Raw genomic sequence first — 21,183 nt, 5'->3', positions numbered from 1 at the left:
AAAGCTTAAGGCAGCTTGGAAACGGCGACATGCTTGAGCAGGTCGTCGACGGAAACTTGCATGATGTCGGTGAATGGCGCCGGGTACAGGCCCATCGCCAATACGGCAATTGCCAGTACGCCAAGCATCAGGAATTCACGGCCGTTCAGGTCTTTCAGTGCTGCCACATGCGCATTGGCGACTTCACCAAATACTACCCTCTTCACCATCCACAACGAATAGGCGGCGCCCAGGATCAGTGCGGTGGCTGCAAGCAAACCGATCCAGAAATTGAACTGGACCGCGCCCAGGATCACCATGAACTCGCCAACGAAGCCGGACGTCGCTGGCAAACCGCTGTTGGCCAGTGAGAACAGCACAAAGAAGGCGGCGAAGCGCGGCATGGTATTGATCACACCGCCGTAGTCGGCGATCTGACGGGTATGCATGCGGTCGTACAGCACGCCGATGCAAAGGAACATCGCGCCTGAAACGAAGCCGTGAGAAATCATTTGCACGATGCCACCCTGCACCGCCATCGGGTTGAACATGAAGAAACCGAGAGTGACGAAGCCCATGTGCGCGATCGACGAGTAGGCAACCAGCTTTTTCATATCGGTCTGCACCAGCGCGACGAGGCCAATATAGATAACCGCGATCAGCGACAGCGTGATGATGAAGCCGGACAGATAGTGGCTGGCGTCTGGCGCGATAGGCAGCGAAAACCGCAGGAAGCCGTATGCACCAAGTTTCAGCATGATTGCGGCCAGCACCACAGAGCCGCCAGTCGGCGCTTCCACGTGTGCGTCCGGCAACCAGGTATGCACCGGCCACATCGGTACCTTGACCGCAAACGCCATCAGGAAAGCCAGGAAGATCAGGACCTGAACGTTCATTGGCAACGCCAGCTTGTGCCAGGTCAGGATTTCAAAGCTGCCGCCCGACGTAAAGTACAGGTACAGGATGGCAACCAGCGTCAGCAGCGAGCCGAGCAGCGTGTACAGGAAGAACTTGATCGCCGCATACACGCGGTTTGCACCGCCCCATACGCCGATGATGATGAACATCGGAATCAGGGTCGCTTCAAAGAACACGTAGAACAGCAAGCCATCGATCGCGCAGAAGACGCCGATCATCAGGCCCGACAGAATCAGGAACGCGCCCATATACTGGGCAACCCGCTTTTCAATGACCTCCCAGCCGGCGATGACCACAATCACGGTGATGAATGCGGTGAGCAGGACAAACCAGACGGAAATGCCGTCGACGCCGAGCAGGTACTGAACGTTGAAGCGTTCGATCCAGCTCGCCTTCTCGACGAACTGCATGCCGTGAGCGGCTTTGTCGAACTGGTTATACAAAGGCAAGGTGACGAGGAAGCTGACAATCGAACCGATCAGCGACACACCGCGCACCAGGCCGGGGTTTTCGTCCCGGCCGAATGCCAGTACGAACAGACCAAACGCGATCGGACACCAGATCGCGAGGCTCAGAAGAGGAAAAGTTGACTGCATCATGGTTTTTATTTGCTTTACTTCGCCAACTTATTTGGCAAACGACGGGAACGGCATGAAATAAATCAGGAAACCCAGCACGCCGAGAATCATCACAAAAGCGTAGTGATAGATATAACCGGACTGCAGGTGACGAATCATCCCGGAGAACCAGCCCACTGCCTTCGCGCTTCCATTCACGAACAGGCCATCAATGATTGCGCGATCACCTACCTTCCACAGCCCGCCTCCCAGCAGGCGTGCACCGGAGGCAAACACGACTTCGTTGATCTTGTCCATGTAGTACTTGTTATCCAGAACGGTGAAGATGCCATGGAAATGCTTGTAGAACCATGCGGGCACCTTGCGATTCACCATGTAGCAGTAATAGGCGGAGACCACACCTGCCAATGCCAGCCAGAACGGCGCGGTACTAAATCCATGGAGGCCCATTGCGACAGCGCCATGGAAGGCTTCAGTCAAGGTCCGCATCGCGGTATGCGACTCACCAACGAAGATGACATTCTTGAAAAAGTCGCCATGCAGCATCGGACCTATGGCGATTGCGCCGATCACGACCGAAGGAATGGCCAGCAGAACCAGGGGCAAGGTCACTACAGCGGGCGCTTCATGCGGTTTTTCACCCGGCGCGAGACCATGATGGTGATGCGCATCGTGGGCATTGTCATGCTCTTCGTGGGCGTCATGATGATGGTCATGCGCCTTGCCGAAGCGCTCTTCCCCATGGAATACCAGGAAATACATCCGGAATGAATAGAAAGCCGTGACGAATACGCCGGCCAGAACAGCGAAGTTGGCAAAACCCGAACCAAAGATGTGGGTCTCGTGCACCGCTTCGATGATACTGTCCTTCGAATAGAAGCCAGAGAAGAACGGGGTACCGATCAGCGCGAGCGAACCGAGCAAGGAAGTGATCCAGGTGATCGGCATGTATTTGCGCAGACCGCCCATGTTGCGAATGTCCTGGTCGTGATGCATGCCGATGATCACCGCACCGGCGCCCAGGAACAGCAGCGCCTTGAAGAAAGCGTGGGTCATCAGGTGGAACACCGCAACCGAGTAAGCCGATGCGCCAAGCGCCACGGTCATGTAGCCGAGTTGTGACAGCGTCGAATACGCGACCACGCGCTTGATATCGTTCTGGATGATACCCAGGAAACCCATGAACAACGCGGTGATCGAACCGATAATGAGGATGAAGGACAACGCGGTATCGGACAACTCAAACAGCGGAGACATGCGCGCCACCATGAAGATGCCTGCGGTCACCATCGTCGCTGCGTGGATCAGCGCAGAAATCGGCGTCGGGCCTTCCATCGAATCCGGCAGCCACACGTGCAGTGGGAACTGTGCAGACTTACCCATCGCGCCGATGAACAGGCAGATACAGGCAACCGTGATCAACATCCAATCGGTGCCCGGCAACAGCAATTTGGCAAGTTCTTCGCGCTTGGCAAATACTTCCGTGTAGTTCATGGAGCCGGCATAGGCGAGCAGCAAGCCGATCCCGAGGATGAAGCCGAAGTCACCCACGCGGTTGACCAGAAAGGCTTTCATGTTCGCGTAGATTGCAGTAGGACGGGTGTACCAGAATCCGATCAGCAGGTAGGACACCAGACCCACGGCTTCCCAGCCAAAGAACAGTTGCAGGAAGTTGTTGCTCATGACGAGCATCAGCATCGAGAACGTGAACAGCGAAATGTAGGAGAAGAAGCGGTTATATCCTTCGTCGTCCGCCATGTAGCCGATTGTGTAGATATGCACCATCAGTGACACGAAGGTCACCACGCACATCATCATCGCCGTCAGGCTGTCAACCATGAAGCCGATCTCCAGCTTGAGGCCGTTGACCGTCATCCAGTTATAGATGGTGCCGTTGAACGTCGCACCATCCATGACCGCCATCAGCGTCTGGATGGAAATGATGAGCGCGACCAGCACGCCCAGGATCGTCACGGAATGTGACGCTGTGCGACCGATCTTGTTGCCGAAGAACTTGGTACCGAACAGGCCTGCGATGACAGAACCTGCTAGAGGTGCCAGCGGCACAGCCAAGAGTACGTGTGGGTTAAGTTGCCCCGCCATGATGGACCTTATCCGTTATTTTTGTGATTAACCTTTGAGGCTGTCCAGATCTTCCACATTGATGGTGTCCAGGTTACGGAACAGAACCACCAGAATGGCAAGACCGATCGCGGATTCCGCGGCAGCCACAGTCAGGATGAAGAAAACGAAAATCTGCCCGGCCGCATCGCCCAGGTAATACGAGAAGGCGATGAAGTTCATGTTCACCGCCAGCAGCATCAGTTCGATTGCCATCAGCAACACGATGATGTTCTTGCGGTTCAGGAAAATACCCACGATCGAGATCGCAAAGAGGATCGCGCCGAGAATCAGATAATGAGCGAGCGATATTGCCACGGTGGTTTCCCTTTATTGTTTTTCTGCGGCCGGTGCAGCCGGCTGCACACCGCCGATACTGCTGGCGCCGCCGTTGGCACGCTCGGACTCAGCCTTCATGCTGACCATACGGATACGGTCGCTACGCTTGACCTTGACTGCATCCGCCGGATTGAAATACTTGCTGTCCTTGCGACGGCGCAGAGTCAACGCAACTGCCGCGACGATAGCGACCAGCAAGACGACGGCGGCGATTTCAAACGCATAGATGTACTGCGTATAGATAAGCTTGCCGAGTTCCTTGGTATCACCAAGGCTGGCCGATATCGCCGGGACCTGTGTTTCAGGAGCCCAGAATCCATGCAACAGCACGGCTGCCATCTGCAGCACAATCAGGACACCGACAAGCGCAGCGAGCGGGAAATATCCCCAGAAGCCTTCCCGCATTTTACCGATATCGATATCCAGCATCATCACCACAAAGAGGAATAGCACCATCACCGCGCCCACATAGACGAGGACGAGGACAATGGCAAGGAATTCCGCTTTCAACAGCAGCCAGATTGCGGCGGCCGAAAAGAACGACAGAACCAGGAAGAGCGCGGCATGTACCGGGTTCCGGGCGGTGATGACGCGGATTGCGGCGAAAATCAGAATCGCCGAGAACGCGTAGAACAAAGCAGTTTTAAATTCCATAATCGACCAAGTGAGTCAGCTTTACGCAGGCCAGGACAGCCAAAATCAACGGTATACCGCGTCGGCTGCACGGGCAGCTGCGATATCCTTCTCATAACGATCGCCAACCGCCAGCAACATCTCCTTGGTGAAGTAGAGGTCGCCACGTTTTTCGCCGTGGTATTCGAGGATATTGGTTTCGACGATCGAGTCGACCGGGCAGGATTCTTCACAGAAACCGCAGAAAATGCACTTGGTCAGGTCGATGTCATAACGCGTGGTACGGCGTGTACCGTCATCGCGCTCCGTCGATTCGATAGTAATGGCCATTGCCGGGCAGACTGCTTCACACAGTTTGCACGCGATGCAGCGCTCTTCGCCGTTGGGATAACGACGCAGTGCATGCAAGCCGCGAAAACGCGGCGACAAGGGGGTTTTCTCTTCCGGGAACTGCACGGTAATCTTGCGGGCAAACATATAACGCCCGGTCAGAGCCAGTCCTTTGAGCAGTTCTCGCAGCATCAAGCTGCCGAAAAAATCTTTGATGGCTTCCATAGCGATCAGCCTCTTTCTTTACTTCCAAATGTTCCAGGGTGTCTGTATCCAGACCGCGACGATCACAAGATAAGCCAGCGTCAGCGGAATAAAAACTTTCCAGCCGAGGCGCATGATCTGATCGTAGCGATAGCGTGGGAACGACGCACGTGCCCAGATGAACAGCGATACAACGAAGAATGTCTTGATGCCCAGCCATATCCAGCCCGGGATGAAGTCAAGGAAGGACACCGGCGCAGCCCAGCCACCGAGGAACATCAGCGTCGCCAACATGGAAATCAGGATCATGTTCGCGTATTCGGCGAGGAAGAACATCGCAAACGACATGCCCGAATATTCCACCATGTGTCCGGCGACGATCTCCGATTCTCCTTCGACGACGTCAAACGGATGGCGGTTGGTTTCCGCGATGCCCGAGATCACGTAGATCACGAAAATCGGCAGCAACGGCAGCCAGTTCCAGGACAGGAAGGTCAGGCCCTGGTCAGCGAAAAATCCCCTGCTCTGACTCATGACGATCTCAGTCAGGTTCAGGCTGCCGGACACCATCAAGACAATAACCAGCGCAAAGCCCATCGCGATTTCATAGGACACCATCTGTGCCGATGCACGCATTGCACCGAGGAAGGCGTACTTGGAGTTGGATGCCCAGCCGGCGATGATTACACCGTAGACTTCCATCGAGGTAATTGCCATCACAAAGAGCAGGCCGGCGTTGACATTGGCCAGCACGGTCTCGGGTCCGAACGGAATCACTGCCCATGCCGCCAACGCGGGCATGATGGTCATGATCGGGGCGATCACGAACAATGCCTTGTTAGCGCGCGTAGGCACGATGATTTCCTTGAGCAGCAGCTTCAGTGCGTCAGCGATAGGCTGCAGCAAGCCGGCCGGGCCAACACGGTTCGGGCCGATACGGATGTGCATCCAGCCGATCATCTTGCGTTCCCACAACGTCAGGTAGGCAACACAACCCATCAGCGGCAAGACAATCACGACGATCTTGGCCATGGTCCAGATCAGCGGCCACACCATCCCAAAGAGGTTCTGGCCGGTGCTGTTAATGTTCAGGAACAGCTGATCCATTACGCTTTCTCCACACTAATGGGGCCGAACATGCCACCGAGACCGATGGTGCTTGGATGTGCGGCTGAAACACGTACCACGTTGGCGGGCAAGGTGATATCAATGGCAACCGGCAATACGGCACTGCCCTGCCCTTGCATGACCTTGAGTTGCGCGCCTTCTGCAAGACCAAGCTGCTCTGCAAGAATTACCGAAACCGACGCTTTCGGTGCCTTGGCATCGGTCGTCAATTGCAGAGATTCGGCGCGGCGCACAATGGCATCGGTGAAGTAAATCGGCACATCGGCGATGCGCTCAAGCGCCGTAGCCTCGCTTGGCTTTGCAGCCTGCAGCGGTGTGTTGGCCACATTGTTTAACTTGCTTCCGAGCTCCGCTTCTTCGGACACCTTGGTACCAAGCACCTCGACACGGATTTGCTCCGATGTGTCGTAGTTAAAGCCACCGATATCCAGCAGGTTACCGAGAACGCGCAATACCTTCCATGCCGGGCGTGTTTCGCCGAGCGGCTTGGTGGTACCGTTGAATCCCTGGGCACGGCCTTCGCAGTTGACGAATGTGCCGGCAGTCTCGGCGAACGGTGCAATCGGAAGCAGTACATCTGCATATTCAGTGCCATGCTTGTACGGCGACATGACGACAACCATTTCAGCCTGGTTCAGTGCGGCACGTGCGGCCTGAGGATCGTAGCAATCGTATTCCGGCTCGGCGTGCATCACGACATAGGCCTTACGTGGCTGTGCAAACATTTGCAGTGCGTTGGCGCCCTTGCCGGGAATCGCATTGGCGATATAGCCGCCGACGGTATTGGCTGCTTCGGTCAGGTAACCGAATTTGGCGTCCGTATTCTGCGCGATCCACTGGGCTGCAGCATGCAGCTGCGATGCTTGCGGATGCTGGGCAGCGGCGTTGCCGAGAACGACTACCTTGCGTTCGCCGGACAGCAGGCTGGCCGCGATGCCCTTGGCGACTTCACCCGGTTCGATGCCAGCAAAGCCGGCTGGTGCAGCGATACCCTTGGCGGCAGCGATGGCGACCACGACTTCACTCAACCCGGACAACCACTCGGACGGTGCCTTGATCATGCGATTGGCGACCGGCAGCAGCAGCTCGTCGTCGGTTGCGTTCAGAATGCTGACCTTGGAACCACGCTTGGCTGCATGGCGCAGACGAGCGGCCAGCAAGGGATGGTCCTTGCGCAGGAAGGAGCCGATTACGAACGCCCGTTGTGCCTGACCGAATTCTTCGATCGACATACCGAGCCAGGGTGTGACTTTGCCGTCAAGGCTGAAGTCGGACTGGCGCAGACGGAAGTCCACGTTGTCGGAGCCGAGGCCACGTACCAGTTTTTGCAGCAGGGTCAGTTCTTCCAGTGTCGAGTATGGTGCGGCCAGCGCGGCAATCGCGTCGGCGCCATGCTCGTGGCGGATGTTACGCAAACCATGGGCAACGTATTCGAGCGCGGTCTGCCAGTCGGTTTCCAGCCACTTGCCGTCCTGCTTGATCATCGGAACGGTCAGGCGATCGGCGCTGTACAGGCCTTCGTACGAAAAGCGATCCTTGTCCGACAGCCAGCACTCGTTGACTGCTTCGTTCTCGAGCGGCAGAACGCGCATGACTTTACCGCCCTTGACCTGCACCATGAGGTTCGAACCCAGACCGTCATGCGGGCTGACTGAACGACGACGGGACAATTCCCATGTACGTGCGCTGTAGCGGAAAGGCTTGGACGTCAACGCGCCAACCGGGCACAGGTCGATCATGTTGCCCGACAGTTCGGAATCGACACTATTGCCGACGAAAGTCGTGATTTCGGAATGTTCGCCACGGTTCAGCATGCCGAACTCCATGACGCCGGCGACTTCCTGGCCGAAACGAACGCAGCGTGTGCAGTGGATGCAGCGCGCCATTTCACGCATGGAAATCAGCGGACCGGCATCCTTGGGGACAACGACGCGCTTCTCTTCCTCGTAGCGGGAAGCGGACGGACCGTAGCCTACAGCCAGATCCTGCAACTGGCACTCACCACCCTGGTCGCAGATAGGGCAATCCAGCGGGTGATTGATCAGCAGGAACTCCATGACGCTCTTCTGCGCCTTGACCGCCTTTTCGCTATTGGAACGAACGATCATGCCATTCGTGACTGGTGTTGCGCACGCAGGCAAGGGTTTCGGTGCCTTCTCCACTTCCACGAGGCACATGCGGCAGTTGGCCGCAATCGACAGTTTCTTGTGATAGCAAAAATGTGGAATATAAGTGCCGAGCTTGTTGGCAGCGTCCATCACCATGCTGCCCTCTTGCACCTCTACTTTTTTGCCGTCAATTTCAATTTCAACCATGGCTATTTGCCTAAGTATTTGTAGGGTACGTTATACGTACCGCTTGTAATCGAATTCGGGAGCGCACTGCGCTGTGTATGCTTCCGTCAGTTGTAAGCCGGAACGATGCAGCGCTTGTGCTCGATGTGGTACTCAAACTCGTCGCGGAAGACCTTGACCATTGCACGAACCGGCATCGCAGCCGCATCGCCGAGCGCACAAATCGTGCGGCCCTGGATGTTATCGGCAATCGAGTTCAACATGTCGAGATCGTCTGCGCGTCCCTGGCCGTGTTCGATACGATGCACCATCCGGTAGAGCCAGCCAGTGCCTTCACGGCATGGCGTGCACTGTCCGCAGGATTCCTCGTAATAGAAGTACGACAGGCGCAGCAGCGACTTGACCATGCAGCGCGTCTCGTCCATGACGATCACCGCGCCGGACCCGAGCATCGATCCAGCCTTGGCGATCGAGTCGTAATCCATGTCGGTCGCCATCATCACATCACCGGCCAGCACAGGCATCGACGAGCCGCCCGGAATCACGGCCTTGATCTTCTTGCCGTCGCGCATGCCGCCGGCCAGTTCCAGCAGTTTCGCAAACGGCGTACCGAGCGGAACCTCGTAATTACCAGGACGGGCCACGTCGCCGGACATCGAGAAAATCTTGGTGCCGCCGTTGTTGGGTTTGCCCAGTGCCGCGTAGGCTTCACCGCCCATGCGCAGGACGAACGGCACCGCGGCAAACGTTTCGGTGTTGTTGATCGTGGTGGGCTTGCCATACAGGCCGAAGCTCGCCGGGAAAGGCGGCTTGAAGCGCGGCTGGCCCTTCTTGCCTTCCAGCGATTCGAGCAGCGCGGTTTCTTCACCGCAGATGTATGCGCCGTAGCCGTGGAACGCGTGCAACTGGAAATTGAAATCGCTGCCCATGATCTTGTCGCCGAGGTAGCCCGCCGCACGTGCTTCCTCGATCGCTTCTTCAAAGCGCGCGTACTCGGCCCAGACTTCGCCGTGGATATAGTTGTAGCCGACCGTGATGCCCATTGCATACGCACCGATTGCCATGCCTTCGATGAGGGCATGCGGGTTGTAGCGAATGATGTCACGGTCCTTGAACGTACCTGGCTCGCCTTCGTCGGTGTTGCAGACGAGGTACTTCTGGCCCGGAAACTGACGCGGCATGAAGCTCCACTTCAGGCCTGTCGGGAATCCCGCGCCACCGCGGCCGCGCAACGACGACGCCTTGAGTTCGGCGATGACTTGTTCCGGTGCGATCTTTTCGTTCAGGATGCGCTTGAGTGCTTCATAGCCACCGCGCTTGACGTAATCAGCAAGGTGCCAGTTATTGCCGTCTAGGTCGGCAAGAATCAACGGGTTGATGTGGCGGTTGTGCAGGCTGGTCATTTCTTCAGTTCCTCTACCAGCGCATCAATCTTGTCGTTCGACATGAAGCTGCACATGCGCTTGTTGTTCACCAGCATGACGGGTGCGTCGCCGCAGGCGCCCATGCATTCGCCTTCGACCAGTGTGAACTGGCCGTCAGCGGTGGTTTCCTTGTAGTCGATCCCGAGACGCTCTTTAAGGTGATGAGCAGCTTTTTCACCGCCCGAGAGCTGGCACGGCAGGTTGGTACAGACCGAGATCTTGTACTTGCCTACCGGCTTGGTGTTGTACATGTTGTAAAACGTGGCGACTTCCTGCACCGCAATCGGCGCCATGCCGATGTATTTGGCAACGTCGAGCAGCACTTCCGGCGGGAGCCAGCCTTTTTCATCCTGGGCGATCGCCAGCGCCGCCATGACGGCGGACTGCCTTTGATCAGCAGGGAATTTCGCGAGTTCGCGATCGATTTTTTTGTACGCTTCTTGACTTAACAGCATATCGTCAGCCATCCGTGCGCATTGTATGCGCGGTTATCGGTCAATCTCACCGAACACGATGTCTTGCGTGCCGATGATCGTTACTGCGTCTGCAATCATGTGGCCCTTGGCCATCTCGTCCAGTGCCTGCAGGTGTGGGAAACCCGGGGCACGGATCTTCATGCGGTAAGGTTTGTTCGCGCCGTCCGAAATCAAGTAGATGCCGAACTCGCCTTTCGGATGTTCCACCGCGGCATACGCCTCGCCTTCCGGAACATGGAAGCCTTCCGTGAACAATTTGAAGTGATGGATCAACTCTTCCATGTTCGACTTCATACTCACGCGGGACGGCGGTGCCACCTTGTGGTTGTCGGTCATGACCGGGCCCGGGTTATTGCGCAGCCATTCAATGCATTGCTTGATGATGCGGTTGGACTGGCGCATTTCTTCTACCCGCACCAGGTAACGGTCATAGCAGTCGCCATTCACGCCAACCGGGATATCGAAGTCGAGCAAGTCATACACTTCATACGGCTGCTTCTTGCGCAAATCCCATGCAATACCGGAGCCACGCAACATCGGGCCGGTGAATCCCATGGCCTTCGCACGCTCGGGCGTGACAACGCCGATACCAACCAGACGCTGTTTCCAGATGCGGTTATCGGTCAGCAGCGTCTCGTATTCATCGACGTAACCAGGGAATCGATTGGTAAAGTCTTCGATGAAGTCCAGCAGCGAACCCTGACGATTTTCGTTGAGCTGGCGAATTGCCTTTTCATTACGAACCGCCGACGCCTTGTACTGCGGCATGCTGTCCGGCAGATCGCGATAAACGCCGCCCGGACGGTAATACGCCGCGTGCATGCGTGCGCCTGACACGGCTTCGTAGCAATCCATCAAGTCTTCGCGCTCACGGAATGCGTAGAGAAAGACCGCCATGGCGCCAACGTCGAGACCGTGTGCTCCGATCCACAGCAAGTGATTCAGGATCCGTGTGATCTCGTCGAACATGACGCGGATGTACTGCGCGCGCAGCGGGACTTCGATACCCAACAGCTTTTCAATGGCGAGCACATAGCCGTGCTCGTTGCACATCATCGACACATAGTCCAGGCGGTCCATGTAGGGCACGGACTGCAGGAAGGTCTTCTGTTCAGCCAGCTTCTCGGTCGCGCGATGCAGCAGGCCGATATGCGGATCGGCACGCTGGATCACTTCACCGTCCAGTTCCAGCACGAGACGCAGCACGCCGTGCGCTGCCGGGTGCTGCGGACCAAAGTTCAGGGTGTAATTCTTAATCTCAGCCATTATTTCATCCCGTATTTCTCTTCACGAATCACACGCGGAATGATTTCACGCGGCTCAATCGTTACGGGTTGGTAAATTACGCGCTTCTGTTCGGGGTCGTAGCGCATTTCGACGTAACCGGATACCGGGAAGTCTTTGCGGAACGGATGGCCGATGAAGCCGTAGTCGGTGAGGATGCGGCGCAAGTCGTTGTGGCCTTCGAACAGGATGCCGAAGAAGTCGAACGCTTCACGCTCATACCAGTTTGCAGCGGACCAGATGTCGACCAGCGAGGCAACCACAGGCATTTCGTCGTCCGGCGCAAACACGCGTACGCGCAAGCGCCAGTTGTGCGTGACTGACAGCAGATGGTTGACGACGGCAAACCGGGGACCGTCCCAGGCGCCATCACCATAGGTCGAATAATCCACGCCGCACAGATCGATCAACTCTTCAAAGCGCAAATCGGCATGATCACGCAGTACACGCATCGCGGACAGATAATCGGAAGCGCCGACAACCACCGTCACTTCGCCCAGTGCCACCTTCAGGTCCTGGATCTGGCTACCAAGCACGTTACGCAAGGCAGCTTCGAGGGTTTCAATTTTCGTCGTCATATCACTTTTCTAAGCGGCCCTCTTATCGCGCGATGGTGTTGGTACGCTTGATCTTGTTTTGCAACTGGAGAATGCCGTACAGGAGCGCCTCGGCGGTCGGCGGGCATCCGGGCACATACACGTCGACCGGAACAATGCGATCGCAGCCACGCACCACGGAGTACGAATAGTGGTAATAGCCGCCGCCGTTTGCACAGGTGCCCATGGAGATCACCCAACGGGGCTCGGCCATCTGGTCATATACCTTGCGCAGTGCCGGTGCCATCTTGTTGCACAGTGTGCCCGCAACGATCATCACATCGGACTGACGCGGCGACGGACGGAATACGATCCCGAAACGGTCGAGGTCATAACGCGAAGCGCCTGCATGCATCATCTCGACAGCACAGCAGGCCAGACCAAAAGTCATCGGCCACAGGGAACCCGTGCGCGTCCAGTTAATGAGCTTGTCAGCAGTCGTGGTGACAAAGCCTTCGTTCAATACGCCTTCAATAGACATGTCTTACTCCCAATCCAGGGCGCCCTTCTTCCAGATGTACCAGAAGCCCACGACAAATTCGGCGATAAACACCATCATCGTGATGAAGCCCTGCCATCCGAGGTCTCGCATTGCGACGCCCCATGGGAAGAAAAACGCGGTTTCCAGATCGAACAAAATGAACAGGATGGCAACGAGGTAGTAGCGCACGTCAAACTTCATGCGTGCATCTTCAAATGCCTCAAAGCCGCATTCGTACGGCGACAGTTTCTGCGCGTCAGGCTTATGCGGAGCCAATACGCGACCTAGCACCTGCGGCACGACGCCAACGCCGATTCCGACGAGAATGAAAAGAAGTATGGGGAAGTAGTTTTCGAGGTTCACGATGGGAGTGGATGTTGGTTAGTTGAATGATTTGCAAATCAAACCAAGATTCCTCGTTAAAAAGCCAGCTCGGGCAAATCCCTTGCTGGCTTTAAATTATTGGTGCCGACGGCGAGACTCGAACTCGCACAGCTTTCGCCACTACCCCCTCAAGATAGCGTGTCTACCAATTTCACCACGTCGGCTCAAAGACTGCTATTTTAACCTGTTTTGGAGCGTTTGTTCAATGCACAATTGCTCACTACCAAGCCGTATCGAGATTTATTTTGGAATCTGGTTTGCCTGACCTGCATTGCCAGCTGGCGCAGCGGGTGCCGGTGCTGCATTGCCCTGCGTCGCCGGCGCATTGGCTGGCGCTGGAGTCGTTGCTGGCGCGTTCGGCACGGCAGGCGCAACCGGCAGGTTTTCCATCACACCGCCACTGACGGGTGCACGGTTATTTCCAATAAAGGCAAGGGCCAGCGTAGCGCCAAAGAAGACTGCGGCTGCGACTCCGGTCGACTTGGACAGGAAGTTGGATGAACCGGTTGCCCCAAACAGGCTGCCGGACGCTCCAGAGCCGAATGCGGCGCCCATGTCGGCACCCTTGCCATGCTGTAGTAAGACCAGGCCGATAATCGTCAGAGCGGAAATGACCTGTACTACGACGATGACTGTGAACAAAGCGTTCATTTGTTACTTTCCAATAAGGTAAAAATTCTGCCGTGCCGTTTATGCAGCGCGGATGATGGCAAGGAAATCGGCAGCCTTCAATGATGCACCGCCAATCAATCCGCCGTCGATGTCGGCCATCGCAAGCAACTCTCCAGCATTGTCCGGCTTCATGCTGCCGCCGTACAGGATCTGCACGGTTTCGGCAGCCGCGGGATTCTTTGCCGCTAGACGAGCGCGCAACATCGCATGCACGTCCTGCGCCATTTGCGGCGTTGCCGTCTTGCCAGTACCAATGGCCCACACGGGCTCATAGGCAATAACGATTTTCGCCAGGTCCGCCGGCCCAAGCAGCCCCAGTACCGCATCGATCTGCTCGCCGACCACAGTGTCGGTGCGACCTGCTTCGCGATCTTCTAGCGACTCACCTACGCATACGATAGGCGTCAGACCAGACTTGAGCGCACGCTCGGCCTTCTTTGCCACGATTTCACTGGTTTCACCGTGATAGGACCGGCGCTCCGAATGGCCTACGATGGCATAAGTGCACGCGAAATCGGCAAGCATGGCGCCGGAAATTTCACCTGTGTAGGCACCCGCCTCATGTACGGAAACATCCTGCGCTCCCCAGGCGATCGCAGTGCCCGCCAACGCAGCCTGGCACTGCGCGAGATAAGGCGCGGGAACGCAGACCGCGACGGAACTCTTCGCTTCACGAAGTCCGTCCTTGAGTTCATTGAGCAGAACGGTATTGGCAGCAAGACTGCCATTCATTTTCCAGTTTCCGGCAATTAGTTTGCGACGCATAAGGGCCTAAAAATTCGATAACCCTTGATTTTAGCGCGGCGCAACAGGGATGGTCAAACCCAAGCAACTGACTATGACCACGATCAGGCCTTTGATGTTCCGCAAACGGCGGCCGGAGACCAGAAAATTTACTGCAGTTGAAGCACGATCTTACCTACATGCGTACTACTTTCCATTAATGTGTGGGCAGCGACCGCTTCTTCCAGAGGAAAAACCTTGTAAATCACCGGTTTGATCTGTCCTGCTTCGATTAACGGCCATACGCGCGCCTGCAGATTGCGTGCAATGGCTTCCTTGAATTCAACAGAGCGGGGACGCAGTGTCGAACCAGTAATGGTCAGGCGCCGTCTCAACACCTGTCCCAAGTCAATATTGCCTTTTGCACCACCAAGGACGGCGATCACGACGATACGTCCGTCGTCTGCGAGGCAGTTGATTTCCCGCCCTACATAGTCACCTGCCACCATATCAAGAATGACGTTAACACCCTTGCCTTGCGTTTCCGTCTTGATGACTTCGACAAAGTCTTCATCACGGTAATTGATGCCGCGTACCGCACCGAGTTCTTCACATGCGCGTCGCTTGTCTTCACTACCCGCGGTGGCGAAAACCTTATGGCCCAGTGCCGTGGCAACCTGAATCGCAGTGACACCGATCCCGGACGTACCGCCTTGTACCAGCAGTGTTTCATTGGCGGCGAGATTTGCGCGATCGAAAACGTTGCTCCACACCGTAAAGAAGGTTTCAGGCAGCGATGCCGCTTCCACCGCGCTCAATCCCTTAGGAATGGGCAGGCACTGCCTGAGAGGAGCCGCACAATACTCTGCATAGCCACCGCCCTGGACAAGCGCACATACGAGATCGCCCTTTTTGAATGGTCCGACGCTGAGATCGCCATCCACGATTTCTCCCGCGACCTCCAGTCCTGGCAAATCCGACGCACCGGGTGGCACCGGGTAGTGACCGAGCCGCTGAATGACGTCCGGGCGGTTGATGCCTGCGGCGTGTACCTTGATCAGCACTTCGCCTTCTTTTAACGAAGGTATGGGACGCTCGCAAAGTTGCAAGACGTCCGGCGGGCCGGGACGTGTGATTTCAATAGCTCTCATGGTCGGAATAAAAGTTGAATGGTCAGAAATGCATTTTACGTCAGACGCGAAATTCAGTTTTATCGGCACATGGACCGGGGGGTTGCGCCAGCGCGTATTTCGCCCGGCATTTAGTTGACTACACGCAACAATCCCAACGGACAGGACGCAGACAATTCTAGTCAGTCCAAACCAGTTCGCATGCCAAACACTAAAGACAAAGTTGTAACGAATATGCCTGGAACAGTTACAAAAACGTTGGGAACTATTCAAGCTGGTTTTATTTCCAAACGGCAAGACAATTTCGTGCAGGCAAACTTTATGCAGCGCATTTTCCCTTCAGTGCCGGTTACTAGCAATGCGCTGCGCGCAGGCTCCCCCCTCTTGCTTGATGAGAGTATCAGCCTCGCTCTTGCCGCTGCCAGCCAGATCGCATTTGATTGGCATATAGCTGATGATCGCTTGTATTTGAACGGCGGCGTCACTGAAGAGCTCAAGTCGCTCGTCCCGGGAAACGACACAGTCTGGCGCACCGCTACTCTGGCAACGTTGATCCATGAGTCTGACAAGCCGACGTTTTACAGAAAACTCCATGAAGCTCTGCGCGGTGGAATAGACAATGACGGAGCAGTTCACCGGATCAGGCTACGCCTGCAAGACAGTCAATTAGGGTGGCGTCATATCGAGATCAGCGGCAAGGTCATCGAACGTGGCAAGTATGGGCGCGCGCTACGTATGGCCGGTATTTTTGCCGACATGGAGCGCGCCGCTTCCCTGAAGTCGAAAGACGACGTAAATGCACAAGAGAAAATCAATGGCGCCATTCTGACTGCCGCCTTGGATTGCATCGTATCAATCAACCATCTTGGTGAAATTATTAGCTTCAACCAGTCAGCGGAACAGACGTTTGGCTACGCAAGCACCGAGGTGATTGGCAAAAAACTGGCCGACGTCATCATCCCAGCCGAGTGGCGGGAGCATCATCACCAAGGGCTTGAACGTTATCTCGCTACCGGCGAAAGCACCCTTCTCAATCGTCGGATCGAAGTGACAGCTCAGCACGCAGACGGCTCGCTTTTTCCAGTCGAGATGGCTGTGGTACCGGTAACTGTCGACAACAAGCCTGTGTTCACCGCGTTTATCCGCGACATCTCCGAACTCAAGCAGACACAGGCGATGTTGAAGGACAGCGCACGACGTTACCGCCAGCTAGTGGACTTGTCGCCGGAAGCGATACTGGTAGTCCAGCATGATGCTCTGGCGCTGCTGAATCGCGCTGCACTCCGGTTGTTCGGCGTAAGCAAATCCGACGAGCTGCTTGGCCGGAACATTTTCGATTTTATTGATGCCGACTTCCATGCCCTGTTTCGGGAATGCGCGTACCACGGTCGATCCGATGTGCCGCCACCCTCTTTTGTTGAGCAGCGATGGGCGCGTCCGGATGGTGCGGCGCTGAATGTCGAAATCGGCATCAGCAAAGTGAATTTTGACGAGGCACCCGCACTTCAAGTCGTCGTTCGGGACATCACGGAACGTAAACGGGCCGAAGCCATACAGCTTGGACAAAACCGTATCCTCAACATGGTAGCGACCGGCGTCGCGCTGCCGGAAATCCTGACAGAAATCGCACGCTTCGTGGAGGGTCAGTCTGAGCGCGGACTTTGCGCCATTATGCAATTGGATGCGGAGCGCAACGTGCTTGGCACACCCGTTGCGCCAAGCTTGCCGCCAAGCTATCTCAGTGGCATAGGCGAACTCCCGGTAGCATCTGGCAAAGGGTCTTGCGGGACAGCCGCGTATCGTGGCGAACCCGTGATCGTCAAGAACATTGAGACCGATCCGCTGTGGGAAGAGCATCGCGCAGTGGCCCTGCAGCACGATCTGAAGGCATGCGCCTCATGGCCAATTTTCGGTCGCAACCGGAAAGTGCTGGGTACCTTCGCGTTGTACTTGCGTGAAGCTGCGTCACCGACCCTGGAAGATCTCCAGCTGTTCAGCATCTGCACGGATCTCGCCGGCATCGCCATCGAAAGCCGCGCCTCGGAAGAACGGATTCGTTATCTCGCGCATTACGACGGTTTGACCAGCCTGCCCAATCGCTTTCTGTTCAAGGAATATCTGGATCTCGCGTTGCGCAATGCCCAGCGCCATGGCAACAGGTTCGCCGTACTGTTTTTGGATCTCGACAAGTTCAAGGAAATCAACGATACGCTGGGACATGACGCGGGCGACCATGTGCTACGTGAGACTGCCAAACGTATGCGTGGCTGCCTTCGCGAGACGGACAAGATTGCGCGCATGGGTGGCGATGAATTCTATGTCCTGATCGAGGAGTTGGGGCATGGCCGTTATGCCGCCGAAGTCGCGCAGAAACTACTGCATGAAGCGGCGCGACCAATCATGATCAACGGAACGGAATGCCGTTTAAGCGTCAGCATCGGAATCGGCATTTATCCGGAAGACGGCACCACGGCAGCCGCCCTGCTGAAGAATGCAGACAACGCGATGTATCGCGCAAAAGAGCGCGGCAAGAATGCCTTTCAGTTTTTTTCGACGCCGGCGGCAAACGACTATGATGCAGCGACAGCGTTCAAGTGTACGTCGGCACTTTACCGGCTCGATGGCAAACGGATTGGTGTGAGCTGACGCGTCTGTTGCATGAGCGGTGCATGAGTGACGCACGAGTCGTCGTACGATGAGCCGCGCCAATAAAAAACCGCCCGGGATTGCTCCTAGGGCGGTTTTTTATTAAAAAGGATTGCCTGGAAAACGGCAAACCCTTTGCTTATTGCGATTACTGTTGTTGCTGCTGTTGCTGTGCTGCACCGGCTTCTTCAGCCGCGACAGCTTTCATGGACAGCTTCAGGCGGCCGCGGTCATCAGTTTCGAGGACCTTGACGCGAACCTGCTGGCCTTCCTTCAGGTAATCAGCAACGGCGTTGACACGCTCATTGGCGATCTGGCTGATGTGCAACAGGCCGTCCTTGCCCGGCATGACCTGAACGATCGCGCCGAAGTCGAGAAGCTTGAGCACGACACCGTCGTAGCTCTTGCCTACTTCGACCGATGCGGTCAATTCTTCAATGCGGCGCTTGGCTTCCTGTCCCGCAGCGGCGTCGACGGAAGCGATGGTGACCACGCCTTCATCGCTGATGTCGATCTGGGTACCGGTTTCTTCAGTCAATGCACGGATTACCGCTCCACCCTTGCCGATCACATCACGGATTTTTTCCGGATTGATCTTGATGGTGATAAGACGCGGCGCAAAATCGGAAAGCTCTACTTTGCCGTTCGGCATGGCTTCCTGCATCTTTGCGAGGATATGCATACGGCCCTCTTTCGCCTGTGCGAGAGCGACTTGCATGATTTCCTTGGTGATACCCTGGATCTTGATGTCCATCTGGAGTGCGGTAATGCCATTGGCAGTACCGGCAACCTTGAAGTCCATGTCGCCGAGGTGATCTTCATCGCCCAGAATGTCAGTCAGAACCGCAAACTTGCTGCCGTCCTTGATCAGGCCCATTGCGATGCCGGCGACATGCGCCTTCATCGGCACGCCAGCATCCATCAGCGCGAGACAGCCACCGCAAACCGAAGCCATCGACGAGGAACCATTCGACTCGGTGATTTCGGACACCAGGCGAACCGAATAGCTGAACTCTTCTGGCGATGGCAGCGCCGCCTGCAGGGCGCGCTTGGCCAAACGACCGTGGCCGATTTCACGGCGCTTCGGTGTACCTACGCGGCCGGTTTCACCGGTGGCGAACGGAGGCATGTTGTAGTGAAGCATGAATCGGTCGGAGTACTCACCCATCAGGGCGTCGATCTTTTGTTCGTCTCGTGCGGTACCGAGGGTGGCGATGACCAGTGCCTGCGTTTCGCCACGGGTGAACAGTGCGGAGCCGTGTGTACGCGGCAACACGCTATTACGGATTGAAATTGGGCGCACGGTGCGTGTATCACGGCCGTCGATACGTGGTTCGCCTTCCAGAATCTGCGAACGAACGATTCTGGCTTCCAGATCGAACATCACGCTACCGACTTCGGCTGCATCCGGTGGGTTCATGCCGGCTTCGGCAGCCTGGGCTGCCAGCGCCGCGTTGACTTCCGCGGAAACGGTATTCAGCTTGGCAGTACGTGCCTGCTTGTCCTTGGTCTGGTACGCCTCGCGCAGCTTGCCTTCCGCCAGCTCCGTGATACGGGAGATCAGGGCTTCATTCTTCGCTGCGGGAGCCCACTGGACTTCCGGCTTGCCGCCGTCGCGCACCAGTTCATGGATGGCGTCGATGACTGCCTTCATCTGCTCATGGCCGAATACGACTGCGCCGAGCATGATTTCTTCAGACAACTGGTTGGCTTCGGATTCGACCATCAACACTGCCTGCTCGGTACCGGCAACCACCAGATCCATTTGCGACTGCGGCAATTGCGTTGCGGTCGGATTGAGGACGTACTGGCCATCGATATAACCGACGCGAGCAGCGCCCAGCGGGCCATTGAAAGGAATACCGGCGACGCTGATCGCAGCGGACGCACCGATCATTGCAGGAATGTCGGGATCGATTTCCGGATTAACGGACAAGACGTGAACGATGACCTGAACTTCATTCAGGTAGCCTTCGGGAAACAGCGGACGAATCGGACGATCGATCAGGCGGGATGTCAGCGTCTCCTTTTCGGATGGACGGCCTTCGCGCTTGAAGAAGCCACCGGGAATACGTCCTGCGGCATAGCTCTTCTCGACGTAGTCAACGGTCAGGGGAAAGAAATCCTGGCCTGGCTTGGCATCCTTGCGCGCAACGACGGTTGCGAGCACGACGGTATCTTCGATCGACACCACGACGGCACCGGACGCCTGACGGGCGATTTCACCTGTTTCGAGCGTAACGGTATGCTGCCCGTACTGGAAGGTCTTGGTAACTTTGTTGAACACGGTGTTTCCTTTCTATTTTTGCCGACAGATTTTCAGGCGCTGTCGTTCGCCTCACCACAGATAGCTTGCCACGCGTGGCCAGCCACCTTTCATTTTCGTACGCTTTGATTCAAACGCTCACTGAAACTGAATTCAACTATACACACGACAAACTCGACAAATCGCCAAATGACAAAATGCCCGCATCAGGAGACTGACGCAGGCATTTCTTCTATAAATCTGGCGAGTGCCGCAACAGATTACTTACGCAGACCAAGCTTCTCGATGAGGGCACGATAACGGTTTGCATCTTTGCCCTTCAGGTAGGAGAGCAGGCTCTTGCGGCGGTTAACCATCATGATCAGGCCACGGCGGGAGTGGTGATCCTTTGCGTGTGCCTTGAAGTGGCTGTTGAGCTCATTGATACGGGCAGTCAGGAGTGCAACCTGCACTTCCGGTGAGCCGGTATCATTGGTGCCGCGAGCATTGTCCGCAATGATTGCGGCCTTGTTGATGTTTTCTACTGACATGACTTACCTTTCACATGCGGTGTACGGAGTCGCAACCCACAACACAC

Annotated in this window: 19 protein-coding genes and 1 tRNA gene; 1 reads left to right on the top strand and 19 read right to left on the bottom strand. The window is 56.2% G+C overall.

What is annotated here, in order from left to right; translation table 11 throughout:
- Window positions 1-5: 5 nt before the first annotated feature.
- From ACFQUU_RS03200 to ACFQUU_RS03120, 17 genes are all read right to left on the bottom strand, one after another.
- Window positions 6-1,496: an NADH-quinone oxidoreductase subunit M gene (locus tag ACFQUU_RS03200; protein WP_382242560.1), complete on the bottom strand. Its 1,491-nt coding sequence runs from the start codon at window positions 1,494-1,496 to the stop codon at window positions 6-8.
- Between the two features lie 27 nt (window positions 1,497-1,523).
- A complete protein-coding gene (gene nuoL / locus ACFQUU_RS03195; RefSeq protein ID WP_382242557.1) occupies window positions 1,524-3,578 on the bottom strand; it encodes an NADH-quinone oxidoreductase subunit L in 2,055 nt (684 codons plus the stop codon).
- A 27-nt stretch (window positions 3,579-3,605) separates the two neighbouring features.
- Window positions 3,606-3,914 (bottom strand): NADH-quinone oxidoreductase subunit NuoK, encoded by a 309-nt coding sequence (gene nuoK, locus ACFQUU_RS03190; protein WP_057291623.1) that lies wholly within the window; start codon window positions 3,912-3,914, stop codon window positions 3,606-3,608.
- A 12-nt stretch (window positions 3,915-3,926) separates the two neighbouring features.
- Window positions 3,927-4,589, bottom strand: a complete 663-nt coding sequence (locus tag ACFQUU_RS03185; protein WP_382242553.1) for an NADH-quinone oxidoreductase subunit J — start codon at window positions 4,587-4,589, stop codon at window positions 3,927-3,929.
- A 45-nt stretch (window positions 4,590-4,634) separates the two neighbouring features.
- The gene (gene nuoI / locus ACFQUU_RS03180; RefSeq protein WP_382242550.1) at window positions 4,635-5,123 is read right to left on the bottom strand and encodes an NADH-quinone oxidoreductase subunit NuoI; all 489 of its coding nucleotides are present in this window, start codon (window positions 5,121-5,123) and stop codon (window positions 4,635-4,637) included.
- 18 nt (window positions 5,124-5,141) lie between these two features.
- Window positions 5,142-6,209 carry an NADH-quinone oxidoreductase subunit NuoH gene (gene nuoH / locus ACFQUU_RS03175; RefSeq protein WP_382242547.1) on the bottom strand — a complete coding sequence of 356 codons (1,068 nt, stop codon included), beginning with the start codon at window positions 6,207-6,209 and terminating at the stop codon, window positions 5,142-5,144.
- Window positions 6,209-8,545, bottom strand: a complete 2,337-nt coding sequence (nuoG, locus tag ACFQUU_RS03170) for an NADH-quinone oxidoreductase subunit NuoG (RefSeq protein WP_382242544.1) — start codon at window positions 8,543-8,545, stop codon at window positions 6,209-6,211. The genes nuoH and nuoG overlap by 1 nt, the downstream gene beginning before the upstream one ends.
- An 86-nt stretch (window positions 8,546-8,631) precedes the next feature.
- On the bottom strand, window positions 8,632-9,927 hold the full coding sequence (gene nuoF, locus ACFQUU_RS03165; RefSeq protein WP_382242541.1) for an NADH-quinone oxidoreductase subunit NuoF: 1,296 nt from the start codon (window positions 9,925-9,927) through the stop codon (window positions 8,632-8,634).
- A complete protein-coding gene (gene nuoE / locus ACFQUU_RS03160) occupies window positions 9,924-10,403 on the bottom strand; it encodes an NADH-quinone oxidoreductase subunit NuoE (RefSeq protein WP_382242538.1) in 480 nt (159 codons plus the stop codon). The genes nuoF and nuoE overlap by 4 nt, the downstream gene beginning before the upstream one ends.
- 33 nt (window positions 10,404-10,436) lie before the next feature.
- Window positions 10,437-11,690, bottom strand: coding sequence for an NADH-quinone oxidoreductase subunit D (locus tag ACFQUU_RS03155; protein WP_382242535.1), 1,254 nt, complete (start codon window positions 11,688-11,690; stop codon window positions 10,437-10,439).
- On the bottom strand, window positions 11,690-12,286 hold the full coding sequence (locus tag ACFQUU_RS03150) for an NADH-quinone oxidoreductase subunit C (protein WP_382242533.1): 597 nt from the start codon (window positions 12,284-12,286) through the stop codon (window positions 11,690-11,692). Before ACFQUU_RS03150 ends, ACFQUU_RS03155 begins: the two co-directional genes overlap by 1 nt.
- Window positions 12,287-12,308: 22 nt before the next feature.
- Window positions 12,309-12,785 (bottom strand): NADH-quinone oxidoreductase subunit B family protein, encoded by a 477-nt coding sequence (locus ACFQUU_RS03145; protein WP_057291632.1) that lies wholly within the window; start codon window positions 12,783-12,785, stop codon window positions 12,309-12,311.
- Between the two features lie 3 nt (window positions 12,786-12,788).
- A complete protein-coding gene (locus tag ACFQUU_RS03140; protein WP_119768761.1) occupies window positions 12,789-13,148 on the bottom strand; it encodes an NADH-quinone oxidoreductase subunit A in 360 nt (119 codons plus the stop codon).
- Between the two features lie 100 nt (window positions 13,149-13,248).
- Window positions 13,249-13,333, bottom strand: a tRNA-Leu gene (locus ACFQUU_RS03135).
- A 76-nt stretch (window positions 13,334-13,409) separates the two neighbouring features.
- The gene (gene secG / locus ACFQUU_RS03130; RefSeq protein WP_382242528.1) at window positions 13,410-13,820 is read right to left on the bottom strand and encodes a preprotein translocase subunit SecG; all 411 of its coding nucleotides are present in this window, start codon (window positions 13,818-13,820) and stop codon (window positions 13,410-13,412) included.
- Window positions 13,821-13,859: 39 nt separating this feature from the next.
- Window positions 13,860-14,606 (bottom strand): triose-phosphate isomerase, encoded by a 747-nt coding sequence (gene tpiA, locus ACFQUU_RS03125; protein ID WP_382242525.1) that lies wholly within the window; start codon window positions 14,604-14,606, stop codon window positions 13,860-13,862.
- A 128-nt stretch (window positions 14,607-14,734) separates the two neighbouring features.
- Window positions 14,735-15,715 (bottom strand): NAD(P)H-quinone oxidoreductase, encoded by a 981-nt coding sequence (locus tag ACFQUU_RS03120; RefSeq protein ID WP_382242523.1) that lies wholly within the window; start codon window positions 15,713-15,715, stop codon window positions 14,735-14,737.
- A gap of 300 nt (window positions 15,716-16,015) precedes the next feature.
- On the opposite strand from ACFQUU_RS03120, the gene ACFQUU_RS03115 reads away from it, so the two are divergent.
- Window positions 16,016-18,340: a diguanylate cyclase domain-containing protein gene (locus tag ACFQUU_RS03115; protein ID WP_382242520.1), complete on the top strand. Its 2,325-nt coding sequence runs from the start codon at window positions 16,016-16,018 to the stop codon at window positions 18,338-18,340.
- Window positions 18,341-18,488: 148 nt separating this feature from the next.
- Here ACFQUU_RS03115 and pnp read toward each other — a convergent pair whose 3' ends face one another.
- Together pnp and rpsO are read right to left on the bottom strand one after the other, a co-directional pair.
- Complete coding sequence (pnp, locus tag ACFQUU_RS03110; protein WP_382242517.1) at window positions 18,489-20,627, bottom strand: polyribonucleotide nucleotidyltransferase; 2,139 nt, start codon at window positions 20,625-20,627, stop codon at window positions 18,489-18,491.
- 239 nt (window positions 20,628-20,866) lie between these two features.
- The gene (gene rpsO, locus ACFQUU_RS03105; RefSeq protein ID WP_382242514.1) at window positions 20,867-21,136 is read right to left on the bottom strand and encodes a 30S ribosomal protein S15; all 270 of its coding nucleotides are present in this window, start codon (window positions 21,134-21,136) and stop codon (window positions 20,867-20,869) included.
- Window positions 21,137-21,183: the final 47 nt, after the last annotated feature.

The sequence above is a fragment of the Herbaspirillum sp. GCM10030257 genome (assembly GCF_042666555.1).
In the GTDB taxonomy this organism is placed as follows: domain Bacteria; phylum Pseudomonadota; class Gammaproteobacteria; order Burkholderiales; family Burkholderiaceae_D; genus Noviherbaspirillum.
This window is presented reverse-complemented; position numbering and strand designations above follow the sequence as displayed.